Here is an 18,968-nt window from a genome sequence, read left to right on the forward strand (position 1 = left end):
GACCCAATCGGGTCAAGTCTTGCGAGAACGAGTTCTTCCAAGGCGGCTTTCCGGGACGATGCGGCGAGGACCGTGAGACTCACGGCCCGAAACCCTCCGTCCTGGGAGGACTTCATGAGAAAGCGCGCAGCGGTGCTGTGCGGTGCCGCCGTCGTCGTGGCCGGGAGCTTCACGGCTCTCCCCGCCGGCGCGAGCACCGCGCAGTCCCCGCAGTCCGCTCCTGCCGCGGAACTCACCTGGAAGAACTGCGCCACCACGAACTATCCGACGCTCCAGTGCGCGTCGCTCAACGTGCCGCTCGACCACCACCGTCCGCACGGGCAGCAGATCACCCTTGCGCTCTCGCGCGTGAAGCACACCGCGCAGAAGAGCCAGGGCCCGCTGCTGGTCAACCCCGGCGGGCCCGGCGGCAGCGGCCTCACGCTCGCCGGATTCGTCGCGTCCTCCCTGCCCAAGGCGGTCGCGGCCCAGTACGACGTCATCGGCTTCGACCCGCGCGGGGTCGGCAAGAGCGAGCCCGCCCCCGACTGCGAGCCGGGCCACTTCAACCCGGTGCGCCCGGACACCGTGCCGAGCACACCGGCCCTGGAGAAGACCAACCTCGACCGCGCCAAGTCCTTCGCCGCCGCCTGCGGCACGAAGTACGCGAGCCTGCTGCCGTACATCAACACCATTCAGGCCGTGCAGGACATGGACTCGATCCGCGCGGCCCTGGGCGCCCGGCAGACCAGTTACTTCGGCTACTCGTACGGCACCTACCTGGGCGCCGTGTACGCCAAGCTCTTCCCGCAGCGCGTGAAGCACCTGGTCCTGGACTCGATCGTCGACCCGACCGGCGTCTGGTACGACGACAACCTCGCGCAGGACTACGCCTTCGACGCCCGCCACAAGGCCCTGATGGCCTGGATCGCCAAGTACGACTCGACGTACAAGCTCGGCACCGACCCGGCCAAGGTCGAAGCCAAGTGGTACGCGATGCGCAAGGCGGTCGCCAAGAAGCCGGCCGGCGGCAAGGTGGGGGCCTCCGAGCTGGAGGACACGTTCATCCCCGGCGGCTACTACAACGGCTACTGGCCGTATCTGGCCGAGGCGTTCGCGGCGTACGTGAACGACAAGAAATCCGACCCGCTGGTCGAGGCGTACCAGAACTTCGGCGCCGTCGACGCCTCCGGGGACAACGGCTACAGCGTCTACGCCTCGGTGCAGTGCCGTGACGCCTCCTGGCCGCGTGACTGGAACCAGTGGCGCAAGGACAACTGGGCGGTCTACGAGAAGGCGCCGTTCATGGTGTGGAACAACGCCTGGTACAACGCGCCGTGCGCGTTCTGGCCGACGGCCTCGCTGAAGCCGGTGCACGTCGCCAACGACAAGCTGCCGCCGGTGCTGCTGTTCCAGGCGACCAACGACGCGGCCACCCCGTACCAGGGCGGCGCGACGGTCCACCGTCTGCTGGCCGGCTCCAGCTTCGTGGTCGAGCAGGGCGGCGGCAACCACGGCATCACGCTGAGCGGGAACGCCTGCCTCGACAAGTATCTGGCGGCATACCTGTCCGACGGCACGGTGCCGCGCGGCGGCGGCCCGATCGACGCGGTGTGCCCGAAGACGCCCGACCCCAAGCCGCTGAGCTCCAAGGCGGCGCTGAGCACGAAGGCGGCATCGAGCTCCGACGCCGTCGGCGGCGCGACGCTGCACGGACTGATCGGCTTCCGCGGCTGAGCACGACCCGAAGGTGAGGTCCCGTCGGGGGCGTTGTCGGACCCATGGTCCACGATGGACACATGAGTGAGCTGACCAGGATCACCGCCCCCGACGGGGTCTTCCCCGCCGCGCAGTACAGCCACGTCGTCATGGGCACGGGCCGTTTCGTCGCGATCGCCAGCCAGCTCGCGCTGGACGAGGACGGCAGGCTTGTCGGCGAGGGCGACCCCGGGGCCCAGGCCCGCCAGGTCTTCGAGAACCTCCGCCGCTGCCTGGCCGCCGCCGGGGCGACCTTCGGCGACGTCGTCAAACTCACCTACTTCGTCACGGACACGGCCCACCTGCCCGCGATCCGCACGGCCCGCGCCACCCACATACCCGACGACCGCCTCCCCGCCGCCTCCGCGGTACAGGTCGCCGCCCTGGTCCGCCCCGAGTTCCTGATGGAGATTGAGGCGTTCGCAGTGGTGGGCGAGTGAGTGCCCTCCAGGTCCGCGAAATGACCCTGCGGGACTGCAAGCGCGTGGCGGAGATCCGTGTCGGCGGCTGGCAGACGGCCTACCGGGGGATCGTCCCGCAGTCCTACCTCGACACGATGAGCGTGCCGGAGGACGCCGAGCGCCGTCGCACCCGTTTCCTGGAGCGCAGCGCCGAGGTGGTGAACCTGGTCGCCGAGCAGGACTCGGAGATCGTCGGCTGGGCCTGCCACGGCCCGTACCGGGCCGGTCAAGTGCGCACCGCGGAGCTCGAGTTGTACGCGCTGTACGTGGCCCCCGAGTCGTACGGCGTGGGCGTCGGGCGGGCACTGATCGAGGAGTCGGTACGGCGGTGCACGGCCGCCGGGCACACGCGTATGTACCTGTGGGTGCTCAAGGAGAACGCGCGCGCCCGCCGCTTCTACGAGCGGTCGGGCTTCCGCCCGGACGGCGCCGAGGAGCCCTTCGAGGTGGACGGGGTCGACATACCGGAGGTGCGGTACGTCAGGAAGCTCACTGGCTGACCCGGCGTCACCTCTGTCTCGGGATCCTGGCCAGCGCCCGGACCGCCGCCTCCGCCAGGGCCGGGTGGGCCAGTGCCTCGTTGAGTACGGGTCTGGCGCGGGCGTCCTCCAGGGCGCCGAGGCCCTCCACGCAGGCGAGCGCCACCCTGCGGTAGGGGTCGTGCGGGCGCAGTCTGCGTTCCAGGGTGGTGATCAGCGCGGGCACGGACTCGGGGGCACGCAGCTGTGCGAGGAGCCGGACCGGGTGGAGGGCGTAGGCGACGCGGAGCTCGTTGGTGGCGAGGGCGGCCGCCGCGCGCGCGGTGCGCGGGTCGTCGAGGCGGGCGAGGGCGTGGGCGGCGGAGGCGCAGCGCTGCGGATCGCGGTGGTTCAGAAACAGGACGAGGGACTCGAAGGCACGCCGGTCGCCCGCGAGCCCCAGCCGGAACGCCGCCAGCTCCCGGGCCCACAGCGGCTGCCCGGGCTCGGTGAGCACCCGCGCCAGCTCGTCGGGATCCTCGGTGGCCACGAGACGGTCGTACGCGGCCGTCGCCCCCGACTCCACCCGTAAACGCTCCGTGAGTGATCGCAACTCTTCGTCCATGACACCGAAGATTAGAGGGGCCGCCGATCTCTCGGGACGTACATCACAAACACGGGGACTGGCGCGCTCGTTACCCGCCGGTTAAGCTCAGACGAGCGAGTTACCCACTCGCATCTGCTTATGGTGGCCTGGTGACGCAGCTGCCGTAAGAGCAAGTCGGTTCGGTACCTCAGTACCGCAGCACGACCCGGCCCCGGGACAGGGCCGGTCGGATTCCCACCGTTCGCTCCAGGCGTGTGCGCGCCCACGGCGACGGCATCGGGCGTGTGCGCTTGCAGCCCGGCAACACCCGCATTTCTTTCACGCACCCGGTGCGCCAGGTCCGGCTTCGGCCGGCCTTCCCTCGGCGCACCCGGGCGCTCTCCCAGTCGTCACCCTCATGCCTGGAGTCCCGCGATGGCCACTCCCCTGTCCCACACCCCTTCCGCTTCGCTCACGACCATTGCCGTCGTCGGCCTCGGCACCATGGGCACCGGTATCGCCGAGGTCCTCGCCAAGGCCGGCCGCGAGGTCGTCGGCATCGACATCAGCGAGGCCGCGGCCGCCAAGGCGCTCGCCACCCTTGAGGCGGCCACCGCCCGCGCCGTGGAGAAGGGCCGGCTGACCGAGCAGGAGCGCGCGGACGTCCTCGCCCGCGTGAGCACCTCCACCGACCTGCGCGCCGCGGCCGACGCCGACCTCGTCATCGAGGTGGCCCCGGAGTCGTACGAGATCAAGCACCAGATCTTCCGCGAACTCGACGGCATCGTCCGCCCGGACACCATCCTGGCGACCGGCACGAACGCCCTGTCCGTGACCCGTCTCGCCGCCGACTCGGCCCGTCCGGAGCGCGTGCTCGGCCTGCACTTCTTCAACCCGGCGCCGGCGATGAAGCTCGTCGAGGTCGTCTCGTCCGTCCTCACCGCGCCCACCGCCGTCACCGCGGTCACCAACCTCGCCCTCGACCTCGGCAAGGAGCCGGTGGCGATCGGCGACCGGCCCGGCTTCGTCGCCGACGGACTGCTCTTCGGCTACCTCAACCAGGCCGCCGCGATGTACGAGGCCAAGTACGCCTCCCGCGAGGACATCGACGCCGCGATGCGGCTCGGCTGCGGCCTCCCGATGGGCCCGCTCGCGCTGCTCGACCTGATCGGTGTCGACACCGCGCGCACGGTCCTGGAGGCCATGTACGCCGAGTCCCACGACCGCCTGCACGCCCCCGCCCCGATCCTCAAGCAGCTCAGCGAGGCGGGCCTGACCGGCCGCAAGTCGGGCCGCGGCTTCTACACCTACGAGGCCCCCGGCAGCGCCACCGTCGTGCGAGACGCGCTGACGCCGCTGGACGGCGCCGCCCTCACCCCGGGCCGCGAGGTCCGCTCGGTCGGCGTCGCCGGCTCCGGCACCATGGCCTCCGGCATCGCCGAGGTCTTCGCCAAGGCCGGGTACGAGGTCGTCCTCGCCGCCCGCAGCGAGGAGAAGGCGCAGGCCGCAAAGGCCCGTATCGGCAAGTCGCTGTCACGCTCCGTCGACAAGGGCCGACTGACCGCCGAGGCCGCCGCGCAGACCCTCGACCGGATCACCGCAGCCGGCTCCTACGAGTCCTTCGCCGACGTCGACCTGGCCGTCGAGGCCGTCGCCGAGGACCTGGAGATCAAGCAGCAGCTGTTCCAGGCGCTGGACAAGGTCTGCAAGCCGGGCGCGGTCCTGGCCACCACGACCTCCTCGCTGCCCGTCGTCGCCTGCGCCCGCGCCACCTCGCGCCCGCAGGACGTGATCGGCATGCACTTCTTCAACCCGGCGCCCGCGATGAAGCTGGTCGAGGTCGTCCGTACGGTGCTGACGGCCGAGGACGTCCACGCGACGGTTCGCGAGGTGTGCGGGCGGATCAAGAAGCACGCGGTCGACTGCGGCGACCGTGCGGGCTTCATCGTGAACGCCCTGCTTTTCCCGTACCTCAACAACGCGATCAAGATGGTGCAGGAACACTATGCGTCTCTTGACGACATCGACGCGGCGATGAAGCTGGGCGGCGGCTACCCGATGGGCCCCTTCGAACTCCTGGACGTCGTCGGGCTCGACGTCTCCCTGGCGATCGAGAAGGTCCTGCACCGCGAGTTCCGCGACCCGGGCCTGGCCCCCGCGCCGCTCCTGGAGCACCTGGTGGCCGCGGGCTGCCTCGGCCGCAAGACGGGCCGCGGCTTCCGCGAATATGCCCGCCGCTGACGGCGCCGGCGACTGGTTCAGAGGCGAGACGGACTGGGGCGGACTCCTCGGCCCCAGCGGAGGACCCCCGCCCGCGCAGGGCGGGGTCACCCCCGTACACGCGCAACAAGCTGCACACATGCAGTACGTTCGGGTCATGTCCCAGCCCGCCAAGTCCTCACGTACACCAGCTACGCCCGACGCGCCGGAAAGTGCCGCAGGCAGTCGCGCGGCCGCCCAGCGGCTCAAGATGCGCCGCGAACTGGCGGCCGCGGCGATGGAGCTGTTCGCGACCAAGGGGTACGAGGCGACCACCGTCGACGAGATCGCGGCCGCTGCCGGGGTCGCGCGCCGCACCTTCTTCCGCCACTTCCGCTCCAAGGAAGAGGCGATCTTCCCCGACCACGACGACACGTTGATCCGTGCGGAGGCCGTTCTCAACGCGGCTCCCGCGCACGAGCACCCGCTCGACACGGTGTGCCGAGGCATCAAGGAAGTCATGCGGATGTACGCGGCGCGGCCGGAGATCTCGGTCGCCCGCTACAAGCTCACCCGCGAGGTGCCCACCCTGCGCGAGGCGGAGATCGCGTCGGTGGCGCGCTACGAGCGCCTCTTCACCCGTTATCTCCTCGGCCACTTCGACGAGCACGCGCACGACGACGACGCCAACGACGACCCGCTGCTCGCGGAGGTCGCCGCGTCCGCCGTGGTCACCGCCCACAACCACGTCCTCAGACGCTGGCTGCGGGCCGGCGGCCAGGGCGACGTGGAGGCGCAGCTGGATCACGCCTTCGCGATCGTGCGCAAGACGTTCGGGACGGGCATCGGGGCGGGGCGCAGCACCACGACGACGACCCCGTCGACGGCTCCGGCGGCCGTCTCCACCCAGGGCGAGGTCCTGGTCACCGTCGCCCGCACCGACGCCCCACTGGACGAGGTCATGCGGACCATCGAGCAGGCCCTGAAGGACCGCTGAGGTCTCTTCCGCCCTGTGACGACGGCCACCCTTCGGGGTGGCCGTTTTGGCATGTCAGAGCCCCTTTTCGAGCAGATTTCAAGCCGCGTTCGATCGATCATCGCTCATTTGTTACGTAAAGATTTCACCTGAGAGCAATATCTGGCACTCAGTGCCTTGCGGGGTGACACGCGGTGTCATACGTTGAAGGAGTCCGGGCGGCCGGCGTGCAGAGACCATGCGTACGCCGGCTGTCCCAACAAGTCATCGACTTGCCCCGCCCGGACGCCTGCGTCACAGGCAACCTCCCGCGCCACAAAGCGCTGCCGCACAGCATGACCGCCGAACCGACGGCACCGACGTAACCCTCAGCGTCCCTCCCTCAGGACGCGTATCGCCGGAGGCAACACCGTGACCACCAAGGACATCCTGGACGCGATCCAGTCGCCGGAATCGACGCCGGCCGACTTCGCCGCCCTGCCGCTCCCCGAGTCGTACCGCGCGATCACCGTGCACAAGGACGAGACGGAGATGTTCGCGGGTCTGGAGACCCGCGACAAGGACCCGCGCAAGTCGATCCACCTGGACGAGGTTCCGCTGCCGGAGCTCGGCCCGGGCGAGGCCCTGGTGGCCGTCATGGCCTCCTCGGTCAACTACAACTCCGTGTGGACCTCGATCTTCGAGCCCCTGTCGACCTTCGGGTTCCTGGAGCGCTACGGCAGGCTGTCGGAGCTGACCAAGCGCCACGACCTGCCGTACCACATCATCGGCTCCGACCTCGCGGGCGTCGTCCTGCGCACCGGCCCGGGCGTCAACGCCTGGAAGCCCGGTGACGAGGTCGTCGCGCACTGCCTGTCCGTCGAACTCGAGTCGTCGGACGGCCACAACGACACCATGCTCGACCCCGAGCAGCGCATCTGGGGCTTCGAGACGAACTTCGGCGGCCTCGCCGAGATCGCGCTCGTCAAGTCCAACCAGCTGATGCCGAAGCCGGACCACCTCAGCTGGGAGGAGGCCGCCGCCCCGGGCCTGGTCAACTCCACCGCCTACCGGCAGCTGGTCTCCCGCAACGGCGCCGGCATGAAGCAGGGCGACAACGTTCTGATCTGGGGTGCCAGTGGCGGCCTCGGCTCCTACGCCACCCAGTTCGCCCTGGCCGGCGGCGCCAATCCGATCTGCGTCGTCTCCAGCCCGCAGAAGGCGGAGATCTGCCGCTCGATGGGCGCCGAGAACGTCATCGACCGCAACGCCGAGGGCTACCGGTTCTGGAAGGACGAGCAGACCCAGGACCCGAAGGAGTGGAAGCGCTTCGGCAAGCGCATCCGCGAGCTGACCGGCGGCGAGGACATCGACATCGTCTTCGAGCACCCCGGCCGCGAGACCTTCGGCGCCTCCGTGTTCGTCACCCGCAAGGGCGGCACCATCACCACCTGCGCCTCGACCTCGGGCTACATGCACGAGTACGACAACCGCTACCTGTGGATGTCGCTGAAGCGGATCATCGGCTCGCACTTCGCCAACTACCGCGAGGCCTGGGAGGCCAACCGGCTCATCGCGAAGGGCAAGATCCACCCGACGCTGTCGAAGGTCTACTCCCTGGAGGAGACCGGGCAGGCGGCCTACGACGTGCACCGCAACCTCCACCAGGGCAAGGTCGGCGTGCTGTGCCTGGCCCCCGAGGAGGGCCTGGGCGTGCGCGACGAGGAGCTGCGCGCCAAGCACATCGACGCCATCAACCGCTTCCGCAACATCTGAGACACCCGAGGTCATAGATGACTGAGCGTCAGCCCGCCGAAGGCGTGCGGGAGCCCGTGCCTGCGCCTGAGGGCGCGTCGGAGCCGAAAGAGACGAAGACAAGGGAGCGCAGCGACCGCGGGCTGAGGAACGTCGGCTCCGACACAGAGCGCCCTCTGGCGCAGGCACAAAAGGAAAGGGACCGGCCGTGGCTCATGCGCACGTATGCCGGTCACTCCACGGCCGAGGCGTCCAACGAGCTGTACCGGCGCAACCTCGCCAAGGGCCAGACGGGCCTGTCGGTCGCGTTCGACCTGCCGACGCAGACCGGCTACGACTCCGACCACATCCTCGCCCGCGGCGAGGTCGGCCGGGTCGGTGTGCCGGTCGCGCACCTCGGTGACATGCGCCGGCTGTTCCAGGACATCCCCCTGGAGCAGATGAACACCTCGATGACGATCAACGCCACCGCCATGTGGCTGCTGGCGCTCTACCAGGTCGTCGCCGAGGAGCAGGGTGCGGACATCACCCGGCTCCAGGGCACGACCCAGAACGACATCGTCAAGGAGTACCTGTCCCGCGGCACGCACGTCTTCCCGCCGGGGCCGAGCCTCCGTCTGACGACGGACATGATCGCGTACACGGTCTCCCACCTGCCCAAGTGGAACCCGATCAACATCTGCAGCTACCACCTGCAGGAGGCGGGCGCCACGCCGGTCCAGGAGATCGCGTACGCGATGTCCACGGCGATCGCGGTCCTGGATGCCGTCCGGGACTCCGGTCAGGTGCCGCAGGAGCGCATGGGCGATGTCGTCGGCCGTATCTCCTTCTTCGTGAACGCGGGCGTCCGGTTCATCGAGGAGATGTGCAAGATGCGCGCCTTCGGGCGGATCTGGGACAAGATCACGCTTGAGCGCTACGGCATCCAGAACCCCAAGCACCGCCGCTTCCGCTACGGCGTCCAGGTCAACTCCCTGGGTCTGACCGAGGCGCAGCCGGAGAACAACGTCCAGCGGATCGTGCTGGAGATGCTGGCCGTGACCCTCTCCAAGGACGCACGCGCGCGTGCAGTCCAGCTCCCGGCCTGGAACGAGGCCTTGGGTCTGCCCCGCCCCTGGGACCAGCAGTGGTCGCTGCGCATCCAGCAGGTCCTGGCGCACGAGAGCGATCTGCTGGAGTACGAGGACATCTTCGAGGGCTCGCACGTCATCGAGGCGAAGGTCGCGGGACTCGTCGAGGAATCCCTGGCCGAGATCGAGCGGATCCAGGAGATGGGCGGCGCGATGGCCGCCGTCGAGTCCGGCTACCTCAAGTCGCAGCTCGTCTCCTCGCACGCCGAGCGGCGCGCCCGTATCGAGTCCGGTCAAGAGAAGATCGTCGGCGTCAACATCTTCGAGACGACCGAGCCCAATCCACTCACCGCGGATCTCGACACCGCCATCCAGACAGTCGATCCAGCTGTCGAGGCCCGGGTCATCGCCTCGCTGCAGCACTGGCGCGACACCCGCTATCAGCCGCCCTTCAACCACCCGCGCCCGTGCAAGGCGCTGGAGAAGCTGAAGGAGGCCGCCAAGGGCACCGACAACCTCATGGAGGCCACCCTGGAGTGCGCCCGCGCCGGAGTCACCACCGGCGAGTGGGCCGGGGCCCTGCGCGAGGTGTTCGGCGAGTTCCGCGCCCCGACCGGCGTGTCGTCGGCGCCGGTCGCGGTTCCCGCCGAGGAGGGCTCGGCCATGTCCGAGGTCCGCCGCAAGGTCGATCTGACGGCCAAGGACCTCGGCGTCGGCAAGCTGCGCTTCCTGGTCGGCAAGCCCGGCCTGGACGGGCACTCCAACGGCGCCGAGCAGATCGCCGTGCGCGCCCGTGACGCCGGGTTCGAGGTGGTCTACCAGGGCATCCGGCTGACGCCCGAGCAGATCGTGGACGCGGCCCTCGCCGAGGACGTGCACGCGGTCGGGCTGTCCATCCTCTCCGGCTCGCACGCCCAGCTGGTCCCGGACGTGCTGGAACGCCTCCGTGTGGCCGGTGCCACAGATATACCGGTGATCGCCGGTGGCATCATCCCCAATGGCGACGCCGAACAGCTGCGGGCCGCCGGAGTGGCCGCGGTCTTCACCCCGAAGGACTTCGACATCACCGGAATCATCGGCCGCATCGTCGACGAGATCCGGACAGCGAACAAGCTCGACCCCCTGGAGGTCCCCGCATGACCACGCCCGTCAACCGTCTGCGTCCGCGACGCTCCTGTCTCGCGGTCCCCGGGAGCAACCCCCGCTTCCTGGAGAAGGCGCAGGGCCTCCCCGCCGACCAGGTCTTCCTCGACCTCGAGGACGCGTGCGCCCCGCTCGCCAAGCCCGAGGCGCGGCACACCATCGTCAAGTTCCTCAACGAGGGCGACTGGACCGGCAAGACGAGGGTCGTGCGCGTCAACGACTGGACGACCGAGTGGACGTACCGGGACGTCGTGACCGTTGTCGAGGGCGCCGGCCAGAACCTCGACTGCATCATGCTGCCGAAGGTGCAGACCGCCCAGCAGATCGTCGCCCTCGACCTCCTGCTGACCCAGATCGAGAAGACCATGGGCTTCGAGGTCGGCAAGATCGGCATCGAGGCGCAGATCGAGAACGCCCAGGGCCTCAACAACGTCAACGAGATCGCGACGGCGTCCCAGCGCGTCGAGACGATCATCTTCGGCCCGGCGGACTTCATGGCGTCGATCAACATGAAGTCGCTGGTCGTGGGCGAGCAGCCGCCCGGCTACCCGGCGGACGCCTACCACTACATCCTGATGAAGATCCTGATGGCCGCCCGCGCCAACAACCTCCAGGCGATCGACGGCCCCTACCTGCAGATCCGCAACATCGACGGCTACCGCGAGGTCGCCCAGCGCGCCGCGGCCCTCGGTTTCGACGGCAAGTGGGTGCTGCACCCGGGCCAGGTCGAGGCGTCCAACGAGATCTTCTCGCCCTCCCAGGAGGACTACGACCACGCCGAGCTGATCCTGGACGCGTACGACTACTACACGTCCGAGGCGGGCGGCAAGAAGGGCTCCGCGATGCTCGGCGACGAGATGATCGACGAGGCCAGCCGCAAGATGGCGCTGGTCATCTCCGGCAAGGGGCGTGCGGCCGGCATGCAGCGCACGTCGAAGTTCGAGATCCCGGAGGCCTGAGCGCGATGCAGTTCGGACGCACCTACGAGGAGTTCGAGGTCGGGGCGACGTACAAGCACTGGCCGGGCAAGACGGTCACGGAGTACGACGACCACCTGTTCTGTCTCCTCACCATGAACCACCACCCGCTCCACATGGACACGAACTATGCGGAGAAGACGACGGACTTCGGCAAGAACGTCGTCGTCGGGAACTACATCTACTCCCTCCTGCTCGGCATGTCCGTCCCGGACATCTCCGGAAAGGCGATCGCCAACCTGGAGATCGAGTCGCTCAAGCACGTGGCGCCGACCTTCCACGGCGACACGATCTACGGCGAGACGACCGTGCTGGACAAGTGGCCGTCGAAGTCGAAGAACGACCGCGGCATCGTCTACGTCGAGACCAAGGGCTACAAGCAGGACGGCACGCTGGTCTGCGTGTTCCGCCGCAAGGTCATGGTGCCCACCGAGACGTACATCAAGGAGCGCGGCGGCGAGCAGCCCGGCCGCCCGGAGCTCACCGCACCTGCGGAAAAGAAGTCGGAGAAGTAAGCCATGGCCCGTCTCGCCCAGACCGCCGGTCTGACCGACATCCAGCAGGAGATCCTCTCCACCGTCCGCGACTTCGTGGACAAGGAGATCATCCCGGTCGCCACCGAGCTGGAGCACCGCGACGAGTACCCGCAGCAGATCGTCGACGGCCTCAAGGAACTCGGCCTGTTCGGCCTGATGATCCCCGAGGAGTACGGGGGCCTGGGCGAGTCGCTCCTCACCTACGCCCTGTGCGTCGAGGAGATCGCCCGTGGCTGGATGTCGGTGTCCGGCATCATCAACACGCACTTCATCGTGGCGTACATGCTCAAGCAGCACGGCACGCAGGAGCAGAAGGACCACTTCCTGCCGCGCATGGCGGCCGGCGACATCCGCGGCGCCTTCTCCATGTCGGAGCCGGGCCTCGGCTCGGACGTGTCCGCCATCACCTCCAAGGCGGTCAGGGACGGTGACGAGTACGTCCTCAACGGCCAGAAGATGTGGCTGACCAACGGTGGAACGTCGTCTCTGGTCGCCGTACTGGTCCGAAGTGATGAAGGACACCCCGAGGGCACCGCGCCCCACAAGTCGATGACGACCTTCCTGGTCGAGAAGGAGCCCGGCTTCGGAGAGGTCCGCCCCGGCCTCACCATCCCCGGGAAGATCGACAAGATGGGCTACAAGGGCGTCGACACCACCGAACTCATCATGGACGGCCTGCGGATTCCGGCCAACCGTGTGCTCGGCGGCCAGACCGGCCGGGGTTTTTACCAAATGATGGACGGCGTGGAGGTCGGCCGGGTGAACGTGGCGGCGCGTGGCTGCGGCGTCGCTCAGCGTGCGTTCGAGCTCGGCGTCCAGTACGCCCAGCAGCGTCACACTTTCGGCAAGGCGATCGCCCAGCACCAGGCCATCCAGTTCAAGCTGGCCGAGATGGCTACCAAGGTCGAGGCCGCGCATGCCATGATGGTCAACGCGGCACGCAAAAAGGACTCAGGGGAACGAAACGACCTTGAGGCCGGCATGGCGAAGTACCTCGCCTCCGAGTACTGCAAGGAGGTCGTGGAGGACGCCTTCCGGATCCACGGCGGCTACGGCTTCTCCAAGGAGTACGAGATCGAGCGCCTCTACCGTGAGGCCCCGATGTTGCTGATCGGTGAAGGTACGGCCGAGATCCAAAAAATGATCATTGGTCGCAGGCTGCTCGAAGAGTATCGGTTCCAGGGCTAGATGTCCGGATACGGGGTGTTTTCTTGGAGAAGAAGATCACACCCCGTCAGCACTCTTCGGCCGCCGACTCGGCTTCCTGGCTTGCCCAGTTGCGGCCCGCGACCGGTACCATCCCGGGAAAGCCGCCGTCCCCCGTTACAGCGCGGCATCATCCGCTACGAAGGTCATCCATGCCCCACAGCCAAACCTCTGCACCACGCGACAGCCGGGCCGGCGTACGCCTCGCGCGCGGAGCATCGCCGTGGCTTCTGCCGACCGTCGCCACCGCAGCCCTCAGCCTGGCCCGGGCGCGCCGCTCCGGCGTCGCCAAGGCCGTGGCCGTGCCCGCCACCGCGCTCGCGGCGGGCATGCTGTGGTTCTTCCGCGACCCCGAGCGCGAGATCGCCCCGGGCCGGGTCATCTCGCCCGCCGACGGTGTGGTGCAGAGCATCATGCCGTGGAAGGACGGCCGTACCCGCGTCGCGATCTTCATGAGCCCGCTCAACGTCCACGTCAACCGCGCGCCGCTCTCCGGCGAGGTGACGTCGGTCGAGCACATCCCCGGCGGGTTCGTTCCGGCGTTCAACAAGGAGAGCGAGAACAACGAGCGCGTAGTCTGGCATTTCGACACCGAACTCGGCGACATCGAGATGATCCAGATCGCCGGCGCGGTGGCCCGCCGCATCGTGCCGTACATCCCGCAGGGGACGAAGGTCGAGCAGGGTGACCGCATCGGTCTGATCCGCTTCGGCTCGCGCGTCGACATCTACCTGCCCGAGGGCGTGGAGGTCGCGGTCGAGGTCGGCCAGAAGACCGTGGCTGGGGTGACTCGCATTGACCGTGATTGATCCTGATACCCAGGCGGGCTGGGTGCCCGAGGCCGACGGGGTGGACGAAGAGGAGGAGATGCCCCTCTCTCTCCGCCTCTCAATAGCGGACACCCTCACCCTCGGCAACGCCACGTGCGGCTTCATGGCCGTGTACTTCACCACCACCGGCATCCTGATCCCGCACCTCACCGGCGACCAGGAGACCGGCATGGCCCGCCACAGCGCGGCCACCGCGGTCATCCTGATGCTGTGCGCGGCGGTCTTCGACCTGTTCGACGGCCTGGTGGCACGCAAGCTGCGCTCCTCCCCCATGGGCGCGGAGCTGGACAACCTGTCGGACCTGATCAGCTTCGGTCTGGCGCCGGCGTACTTCGTCCTCGTCTACGGCATGGTCGCGGACGACGCACATCAGCGGGTGGCCGCGGTCGGGGCAATCGTGGTGCTCCTGGCCGTGGTGCTGCGTCTGGCGAGATTCTCGTGCGTGACCGTCCCGAACGGCATGTTCCAGGGCATGCCCTCGCCGTTCGGCGCACTGACGGTCGTCTCGATCGTCCTGCTGGAGCTGCCCTTCGTGGCGACCCTCCTGGCGATCCTGGGCACGGCCTGGCTGATGGTGAGCCGGGTCGAGTACCCGAAGCCGCGGGGCCGGCTCGCGGTGGCGATGCTGTCCTGGATCGTCGTGTCGATGGGCCTGCTGGCGGCCTGGGCGTTCGACGCCCCGAGCGGCCAGCTGCTCCTCCAGACGGGGTGCGCGCTCCAGCTGGTCACCGGTGCGGTGATCCCACTGTTCGCCACGGCTCGCCGGGTGAACAACTTCCGCGACAACCGGCGCGAGGCGCGCGCGGCGCAGTTGCCGTAGCGGCGCTTGTACGACGGCGAAGGGCCCCGAACCCATTGGGTTCGGGGCCCTTCGGCTGCCGGTGGCCTCAGCCGAACGCGGCGGGGGCGAAAAAGCCTGGTCTCAGGTCAGGAAGTCCCGCCCGATCTGCTCCGCCACCCGCTCCAGGATCGGCCCCGCGTCCGCAATGCACGTGGCGACGTCCGCCTCCACGGAGGTCAGCGGGTACGCCCGCCGGATCCCCGCCCGCCCCAGCGCGTCCGGCGGCAGCGCCAGGCGGCCGCACACCGCGACGACCTCCTTGTCCGCGGCGCGCGCGGCGGCGGCGACACCGGCCGGGGCCTTGCCGTGCAGGGTCTGCTCGTCCAGGGAGCCCTCCCCGGTGATCACCAGGTCCGCCCGTTCCAGCGCCGGCGCGAAGCCGAGCACGTCGAGCATCACCTCGATGCCGGGGCGGAAGGCGGCGCCCAGGAGCAGGGCGCCGTACCCGATGCCCCCCGCCGCACCCGCACCCGGGGCCGCGGCGAACTCCGCCGCCTTGGCGCCGACCGCTTCCTCCAGCACCTTCGCGTAGTGCGCGAGGGCCGTGTCCAGAGCCTCCACATCGTCCGGGGAGGCGCCCTTCTGCGGGCCGTAGACGGCGGGTGCGCCCTTCGGGCCGGTCAGCGGGTTGTCGACGTCGCTCGCCAGGACCAGTTCGACGGTGGCGAGGCGCGGGTCGAGGCCGGACAGGTCGGCTGAGGCGAGCTCGCTCAGACCGCCGCCGCCCGGGGGAACCGGCTCACCCTCCGCGTCCAGGAACCGCGCCCCCAGCGCGGACAGCATGCCGGCCCCGCCGTCGGTGGTCGCACTGCCGCCGACGCCGAAGACGATCGTGCGCGCGCCCGCGTCCAGCGCGGCCCGCAGCAGCTCGCCGGAGCCGTACGTCGATGCCGTGAGCGGTGCGAAGACGCCGGCCGGCAGTCGCTGCAGCCCGCTGGCCTCGGCCATCTCCACGACCGCCGTGCCCGCGCGCAGTGCGAATGCCGCCGTCACCTCGTCGCCCAGCGGACCCGCGACGCGCACCTCGCGCCGCTCGAAACCGGCCGCGACCGCCGCGTCCACGGTCCCGTCACCGCCGTCGGCCACGGGCAGCGACTCCACCTGGAGCTCCGGCACGACCCGGCGCAGCCCGGCCGTCACCCGCTCGGCGACCTGCACGGCCGTCAGCGACCCCTTGAACTTGTCCGCGGCGATGAGCACGCGCTGTGTCACCTGTTTCCCCTTGCTCTCCGGGCCTCGCGCACGTCAAGGCCAGTCGCGCCGCTGCGACCTTAACCGGCGGATGCCGCCGGCGTCATTCCGTGACCGGAGCCTGGACGCATGGCGCTCCGCGACGCGCAGATCCGGCGCGGGGCAGCGACTGGCCGTCGATCGTCTACACGCCCGTCGTGGCTGGCCGCGCCCACGCGGCGGAGCCGCACATCGACACAGCCCCGCGCCCCTGGGGCGCGGCCACTGTGCGCCCTTGCCGAACCCCGCGCAGCCTGCGCCCAAATTGGGTAAACCTTCTGCTATGACCCCTGTGGGCACTGAGCCAGAGCTCGCGGACCGCATCCTCGGGGGCTGGCTGGGCCGGATCTCGGGCAACATGCTCGGCAAGCCGGTCGAGCAGGGCGACCTGTGGACGCGGGACCGGATCGACCGCTATCTGCGGCAGGCCGCCGCCCTGCCCCTCACCGACTATCTCCCCGAGCCCGCCGACGAGAGCGACGGCTTCGAGCTGCGCCCCGAGTGGCGCCAGTGTGTGCGCGGCCGTATCCACGGCAGCTGCCGCGACGACGACGTCGACTACGCGATCCTCGGCCTGGACCTCCTGGAGACGCACGGCTTCGACTTCAGCACGGAGCAGGTCGGCGAGCTGTGGCTGCTGCGACTGCCGTATCTGCAGACCTTCACGGCGGAGCGGGCCACGTACCGCAATCTCGCCAACGGGCTGAAGCCGCCGCTGACGGCCACGTACGAGAACCCGTACCAGGAGTGGATCGGCGCCCTGATCCGCGCCGACATCTACGGCTGGACCTGTCCGGGCGCACCGCGGCGCGCCGCCTCCCTCGCCCGCCGGGACGCGGTGCTGTCGCACACCGGCAACGGCGTGTACGGCGCGATGTGGGCGGCGGCTCTGATCGCGGCGGCGTTCACCGCGCCCACCGTGCGGCACGCGGTCGACCAGGCCCTGGCGGTCATCCCGGCGAGCAGCAGGCTCGCCCGTACCGTGCGGCGGGTCGTCTCCCTCCACGACACGCGGATGACCTGGGAGGACACGCTCACGACAGTGGCCGAGGAGACCGCCGGGCTCGGCTGGATCCACACCATCCCGAACGCCGCCGTCCTGACCGCGGGGCTTCTGTACGGCGACGGCGACTTCACCCGCACCATCACGCTGACCGTCCGCGGCGGCCTGGACACCGACTCCAACGGGGCGACGGCCGGCTCGGTGGCGGGCGTGCTGACCGGGGCGGACGCGATTCCGGCGCAGTGGAAGGAGCCGCTGGAGGACACGGTCCGCAGCGCGGTGTTCGGCTTCGACGGGGTGCGGATCAGCGAGCTGGCGGCAAGGACGGTGCGGCTGGCGGAGGCGGAGACCTAGCCGGGGGGCGGGCCTGGTCCGTCGCCTCGGCCGGGCGGTGAGGGCGAGAGGTGACTGCGCGAGCTGGTTACCCTTCCTGGATGACCTCCACGCCAGACTTCGCCACGTATCTCGCCGGCCTGCCCCGCATTCTCGCCGGGGCCGCCGCCCTCTTCCGCGACACCGAGGGCAGGGTGCTGCTCGTCGAGCCCAACTACCGTGAGGGCTGGGCGCTGCCGGGCGGCACGATCGAGTCCGACGACGGCGAGACCCCGCGCCAGGGCGCGCGCCGCGAGACGCTGGAGGAGATCGGCCTCGACCGCGAACTGGGCCGGCTGCTCGCGGTCGACTGGGTGTACAAGCCGAGCTGGCCGCCGCTCGTGGCCTATCTGTACGACGGCGGTGTCCTCGACGAGGACGACCTCAAGGCGATCCGCCTGCAGGAGGAGGAACTGCTCTCCTGGCGCCTCGTCCCCCGCGAGGAACTCGACGACTACCTGCTGGGCACCCTCGGCCACCGCGTCCGGGTCGCCCTGGACGTCCTGGCGGAGGGCTCGGGCACGGCGGAGCTGGAGAACGGGCGGCGGGTGGCGTAACCGAACGTGGCCTCACCCCTCCGGGTCACGTGGCTTGACGTCCACGTCACGCAGCCCCTCGTCCCGGGCGGCAACCCGGGCTTCGGTCCGGTGGCCGCGCTCGATGTAGTCGCGGACCACGAGTTCGACGGCGTCCTGCGGGCTGCCGACGCCCGCGAGGACCATGACTTCCACGACGAGTTCGGCGTCGAGCGAGACGGTGACCTTGGCCATGGCCGGAACCTAGCACCGGACGGCGCGCACGAATATCCGTTCGCCCCACCCGGTCCCGCGTCCTACCCTCGGTGCCATGAGCAAGCCCCTGGTCGCGATCCTCAGCGGTGCCGGTATCTCGACGGACTCCGGGATCCCCGACTACCGCGGCCCGAACGGGCTGTGGCGGAAGGATCCCGAGGCCGAGAAGCTCGTGACGTACGAGTACTACATGGGCGATCCGGAGATCCGGAGGCGGTCCTGGCAGATGCGGCGCGAGAACCGCACGCTCAAGGCCGAGCCCAACGCCGCGCACCGGGCGGTGGCGGAGCTGGAGCGGTCCGGGGTGCCCGTGCGGGTGATCACGCAGAACGTCGACGGACTGCACCAGCTCGCCGGGCTGTCCGCCCGCAAGGTGCTCGAACTGCACGGTTCCGCGCGGAGTTTCGTGTGCACCGGATGTCATGCGCGCGGGCCGATGGAGGACGCGCTCGCCCGGGTCGAGGCCGGGGAGGACGACCCGGCGTGCCTGGAGTGCGGGGGCATTCTCAAGTCGGCGACGGTGATGTTCGGCGAGCGCCTCGACCCGGTGGTCCTCGGTGAGGCTCTCGCGATCACCAAGGCCTGCTCCGTGTTCATCGCCGTCGGCACCAGCCTGCAGGTGCAGCCCGCCGCCGGACTCGCCGGCGTCGCCGCCGACCAGGGCGCACGGCTCGTCATCGTCAACGCCGAGCCGACGCCGTACGACGACCGGGCCGACGAAGTCGTACGGGAACCCATTGGCTCCGCACTGCCCGAACTCCTGGGCCGGCTGAGCGCGGAGAGCCGCAGCTAGAGCCCGGATCGCCGTCGTCCGGCGT

18 protein-coding genes are annotated in these 18,968 nt (G+C 69.7%); 15 read left to right on the forward strand and 3 right to left on the reverse strand.

Translation table 11 applies throughout. The features are described 5' to 3' along the window. Positions 1-114: 114 nt before the first annotated feature. The 3 genes from ACFY1U_RS22660 (at position 115) to ACFY1U_RS22670 (ending at position 2,698) form a co-directional block, all read left to right on the forward strand. A complete protein-coding gene (locus ACFY1U_RS22660) occupies positions 115-1,716 on the forward strand; it encodes an alpha/beta hydrolase (protein ID WP_390695937.1) in 1,602 nt (533 codons plus the stop codon). Between the two features lie 62 nt (positions 1,717-1,778). Beyond that, positions 1,779-2,177, forward strand: a complete 399-nt coding sequence (locus ACFY1U_RS22665) for a RidA family protein (RefSeq protein WP_390695938.1) — start codon at positions 1,779-1,781, stop codon at positions 2,175-2,177. A gap of 20 nt (positions 2,178-2,197) precedes the next feature. Then, positions 2,198-2,698 carry a GNAT family N-acetyltransferase gene (locus ACFY1U_RS22670; RefSeq protein ID WP_390696403.1) on the forward strand — a complete coding sequence of 167 codons (501 nt, stop codon included), beginning with the start codon at positions 2,198-2,200 and terminating at the stop codon, positions 2,696-2,698. 7 nt (positions 2,699-2,705) lie between these two features. Here the strand turns inward: ACFY1U_RS22670 and ACFY1U_RS22675 are convergent, their stop codons facing one another. Continuing rightward, positions 2,706-3,281 (reverse strand): adenylosuccinate lyase, encoded by a 576-nt coding sequence (locus ACFY1U_RS22675; RefSeq protein WP_390695939.1) that lies wholly within the window; start codon positions 3,279-3,281, stop codon positions 2,706-2,708. Between the two features lie 396 nt (positions 3,282-3,677). Between ACFY1U_RS22675 and ACFY1U_RS22680 the strand changes: the two genes are divergently transcribed. From ACFY1U_RS22680 to pssA, 9 genes are all read left to right on the forward strand, one after another. Further along, positions 3,678-5,483, forward strand: a complete 1,806-nt coding sequence (locus ACFY1U_RS22680) for a 3-hydroxyacyl-CoA dehydrogenase family protein (RefSeq protein ID WP_390695940.1) — start codon at positions 3,678-3,680, stop codon at positions 5,481-5,483. A gap of 136 nt (positions 5,484-5,619) precedes the next feature. Then, positions 5,620-6,438 (forward strand): TetR family transcriptional regulator, encoded by an 819-nt coding sequence (locus ACFY1U_RS22685; RefSeq protein WP_390695941.1) that lies wholly within the window; start codon positions 5,620-5,622, stop codon positions 6,436-6,438. A gap of 390 nt (positions 6,439-6,828) precedes the next feature. Further along, positions 6,829-8,172 (forward strand): crotonyl-CoA carboxylase/reductase, encoded by a 1,344-nt coding sequence (gene ccrA / locus ACFY1U_RS22690; RefSeq protein ID WP_390695942.1) that lies wholly within the window; start codon positions 6,829-6,831, stop codon positions 8,170-8,172. Positions 8,173-8,327: 155 nt separating this feature from the next. After that, a complete protein-coding gene (locus ACFY1U_RS22695) occupies positions 8,328-10,361 on the forward strand; it encodes a protein meaA (protein WP_390696404.1) in 2,034 nt (677 codons plus the stop codon). Beyond that, entirely contained in the window at positions 10,358-11,323 is a 966-nt protein-coding gene (locus ACFY1U_RS22700) for a CoA ester lyase (RefSeq protein ID WP_115910143.1), read from the forward strand. The genes ACFY1U_RS22695 and ACFY1U_RS22700 overlap by 4 nt, the downstream gene beginning before the upstream one ends. 5 nt (positions 11,324-11,328) lie before the next feature. Continuing rightward, positions 11,329-11,856: a MaoC family dehydratase gene (locus ACFY1U_RS22705; RefSeq protein WP_031168225.1), complete on the forward strand. Its 528-nt coding sequence runs from the start codon at positions 11,329-11,331 to the stop codon at positions 11,854-11,856. Between the two features lie 3 nt (positions 11,857-11,859). Next, positions 11,860-13,065, forward strand: a complete 1,206-nt coding sequence (locus ACFY1U_RS22710) for an acyl-CoA dehydrogenase family protein (RefSeq protein ID WP_390695943.1) — start codon at positions 11,860-11,862, stop codon at positions 13,063-13,065. 170 nt (positions 13,066-13,235) lie between these two features. Beyond that, positions 13,236-13,892 (forward strand): phosphatidylserine decarboxylase, encoded by a 657-nt coding sequence (locus tag ACFY1U_RS22715; RefSeq protein WP_365840083.1) that lies wholly within the window; start codon positions 13,236-13,238, stop codon positions 13,890-13,892. 22 nt (positions 13,893-13,914) lie between these two features. After that, positions 13,915-14,733, forward strand: coding sequence for a CDP-diacylglycerol--serine O-phosphatidyltransferase (gene pssA / locus ACFY1U_RS22720; protein ID WP_115910140.1), 819 nt, complete (start codon positions 13,915-13,917; stop codon positions 14,731-14,733). A gap of 102 nt (positions 14,734-14,835) precedes the next feature. Here the strand turns inward: pssA and ACFY1U_RS22725 are convergent, their stop codons facing one another. After that, the gene (locus ACFY1U_RS22725; RefSeq protein ID WP_390696405.1) at positions 14,836-15,954 is read right to left on the reverse strand and encodes a glycerate kinase; all 1,119 of its coding nucleotides are present in this window, start codon (positions 15,952-15,954) and stop codon (positions 14,836-14,838) included. A 313-nt stretch (positions 15,955-16,267) separates the two neighbouring features. On the opposite strand from ACFY1U_RS22725, the gene ACFY1U_RS22730 reads away from it, so the two are divergent. Both ACFY1U_RS22730 and ACFY1U_RS22735 read left to right on the forward strand, forming a co-directional pair. Next, positions 16,268-17,341: an ADP-ribosylglycohydrolase family protein gene (locus ACFY1U_RS22730; protein ID WP_390695944.1), complete on the forward strand. Its 1,074-nt coding sequence runs from the start codon at positions 16,268-16,270 to the stop codon at positions 17,339-17,341. 80 nt (positions 17,342-17,421) lie between these two features. Beyond that, positions 17,422-17,916, forward strand: coding sequence for an NUDIX domain-containing protein (locus ACFY1U_RS22735; RefSeq protein WP_390695945.1), 495 nt, complete (start codon positions 17,422-17,424; stop codon positions 17,914-17,916). A 12-nt stretch (positions 17,917-17,928) separates the two neighbouring features. On the opposite strand, the gene ACFY1U_RS22740 is transcribed toward ACFY1U_RS22735, so the two are convergent. After that, positions 17,929-18,129, reverse strand: coding sequence for a type II toxin-antitoxin system VapB family antitoxin (locus ACFY1U_RS22740; protein ID WP_390695946.1), 201 nt, complete (start codon positions 18,127-18,129; stop codon positions 17,929-17,931). Between the two features lie 76 nt (positions 18,130-18,205). On the opposite strand from ACFY1U_RS22740, the gene ACFY1U_RS22745 reads away from it, so the two are divergent. Beyond that, positions 18,206-18,943, forward strand: a complete 738-nt coding sequence (locus tag ACFY1U_RS22745; protein WP_390695947.1) for an NAD-dependent deacetylase — start codon at positions 18,206-18,208, stop codon at positions 18,941-18,943. Positions 18,944-18,968 lie beyond the last annotated feature (25 nt).

This window comes from Streptomyces sp. NPDC001351 (genome assembly GCF_042896045.1).
Classification (GTDB): domain Bacteria; phylum Actinomycetota; class Actinomycetes; order Streptomycetales; family Streptomycetaceae; genus Streptomyces.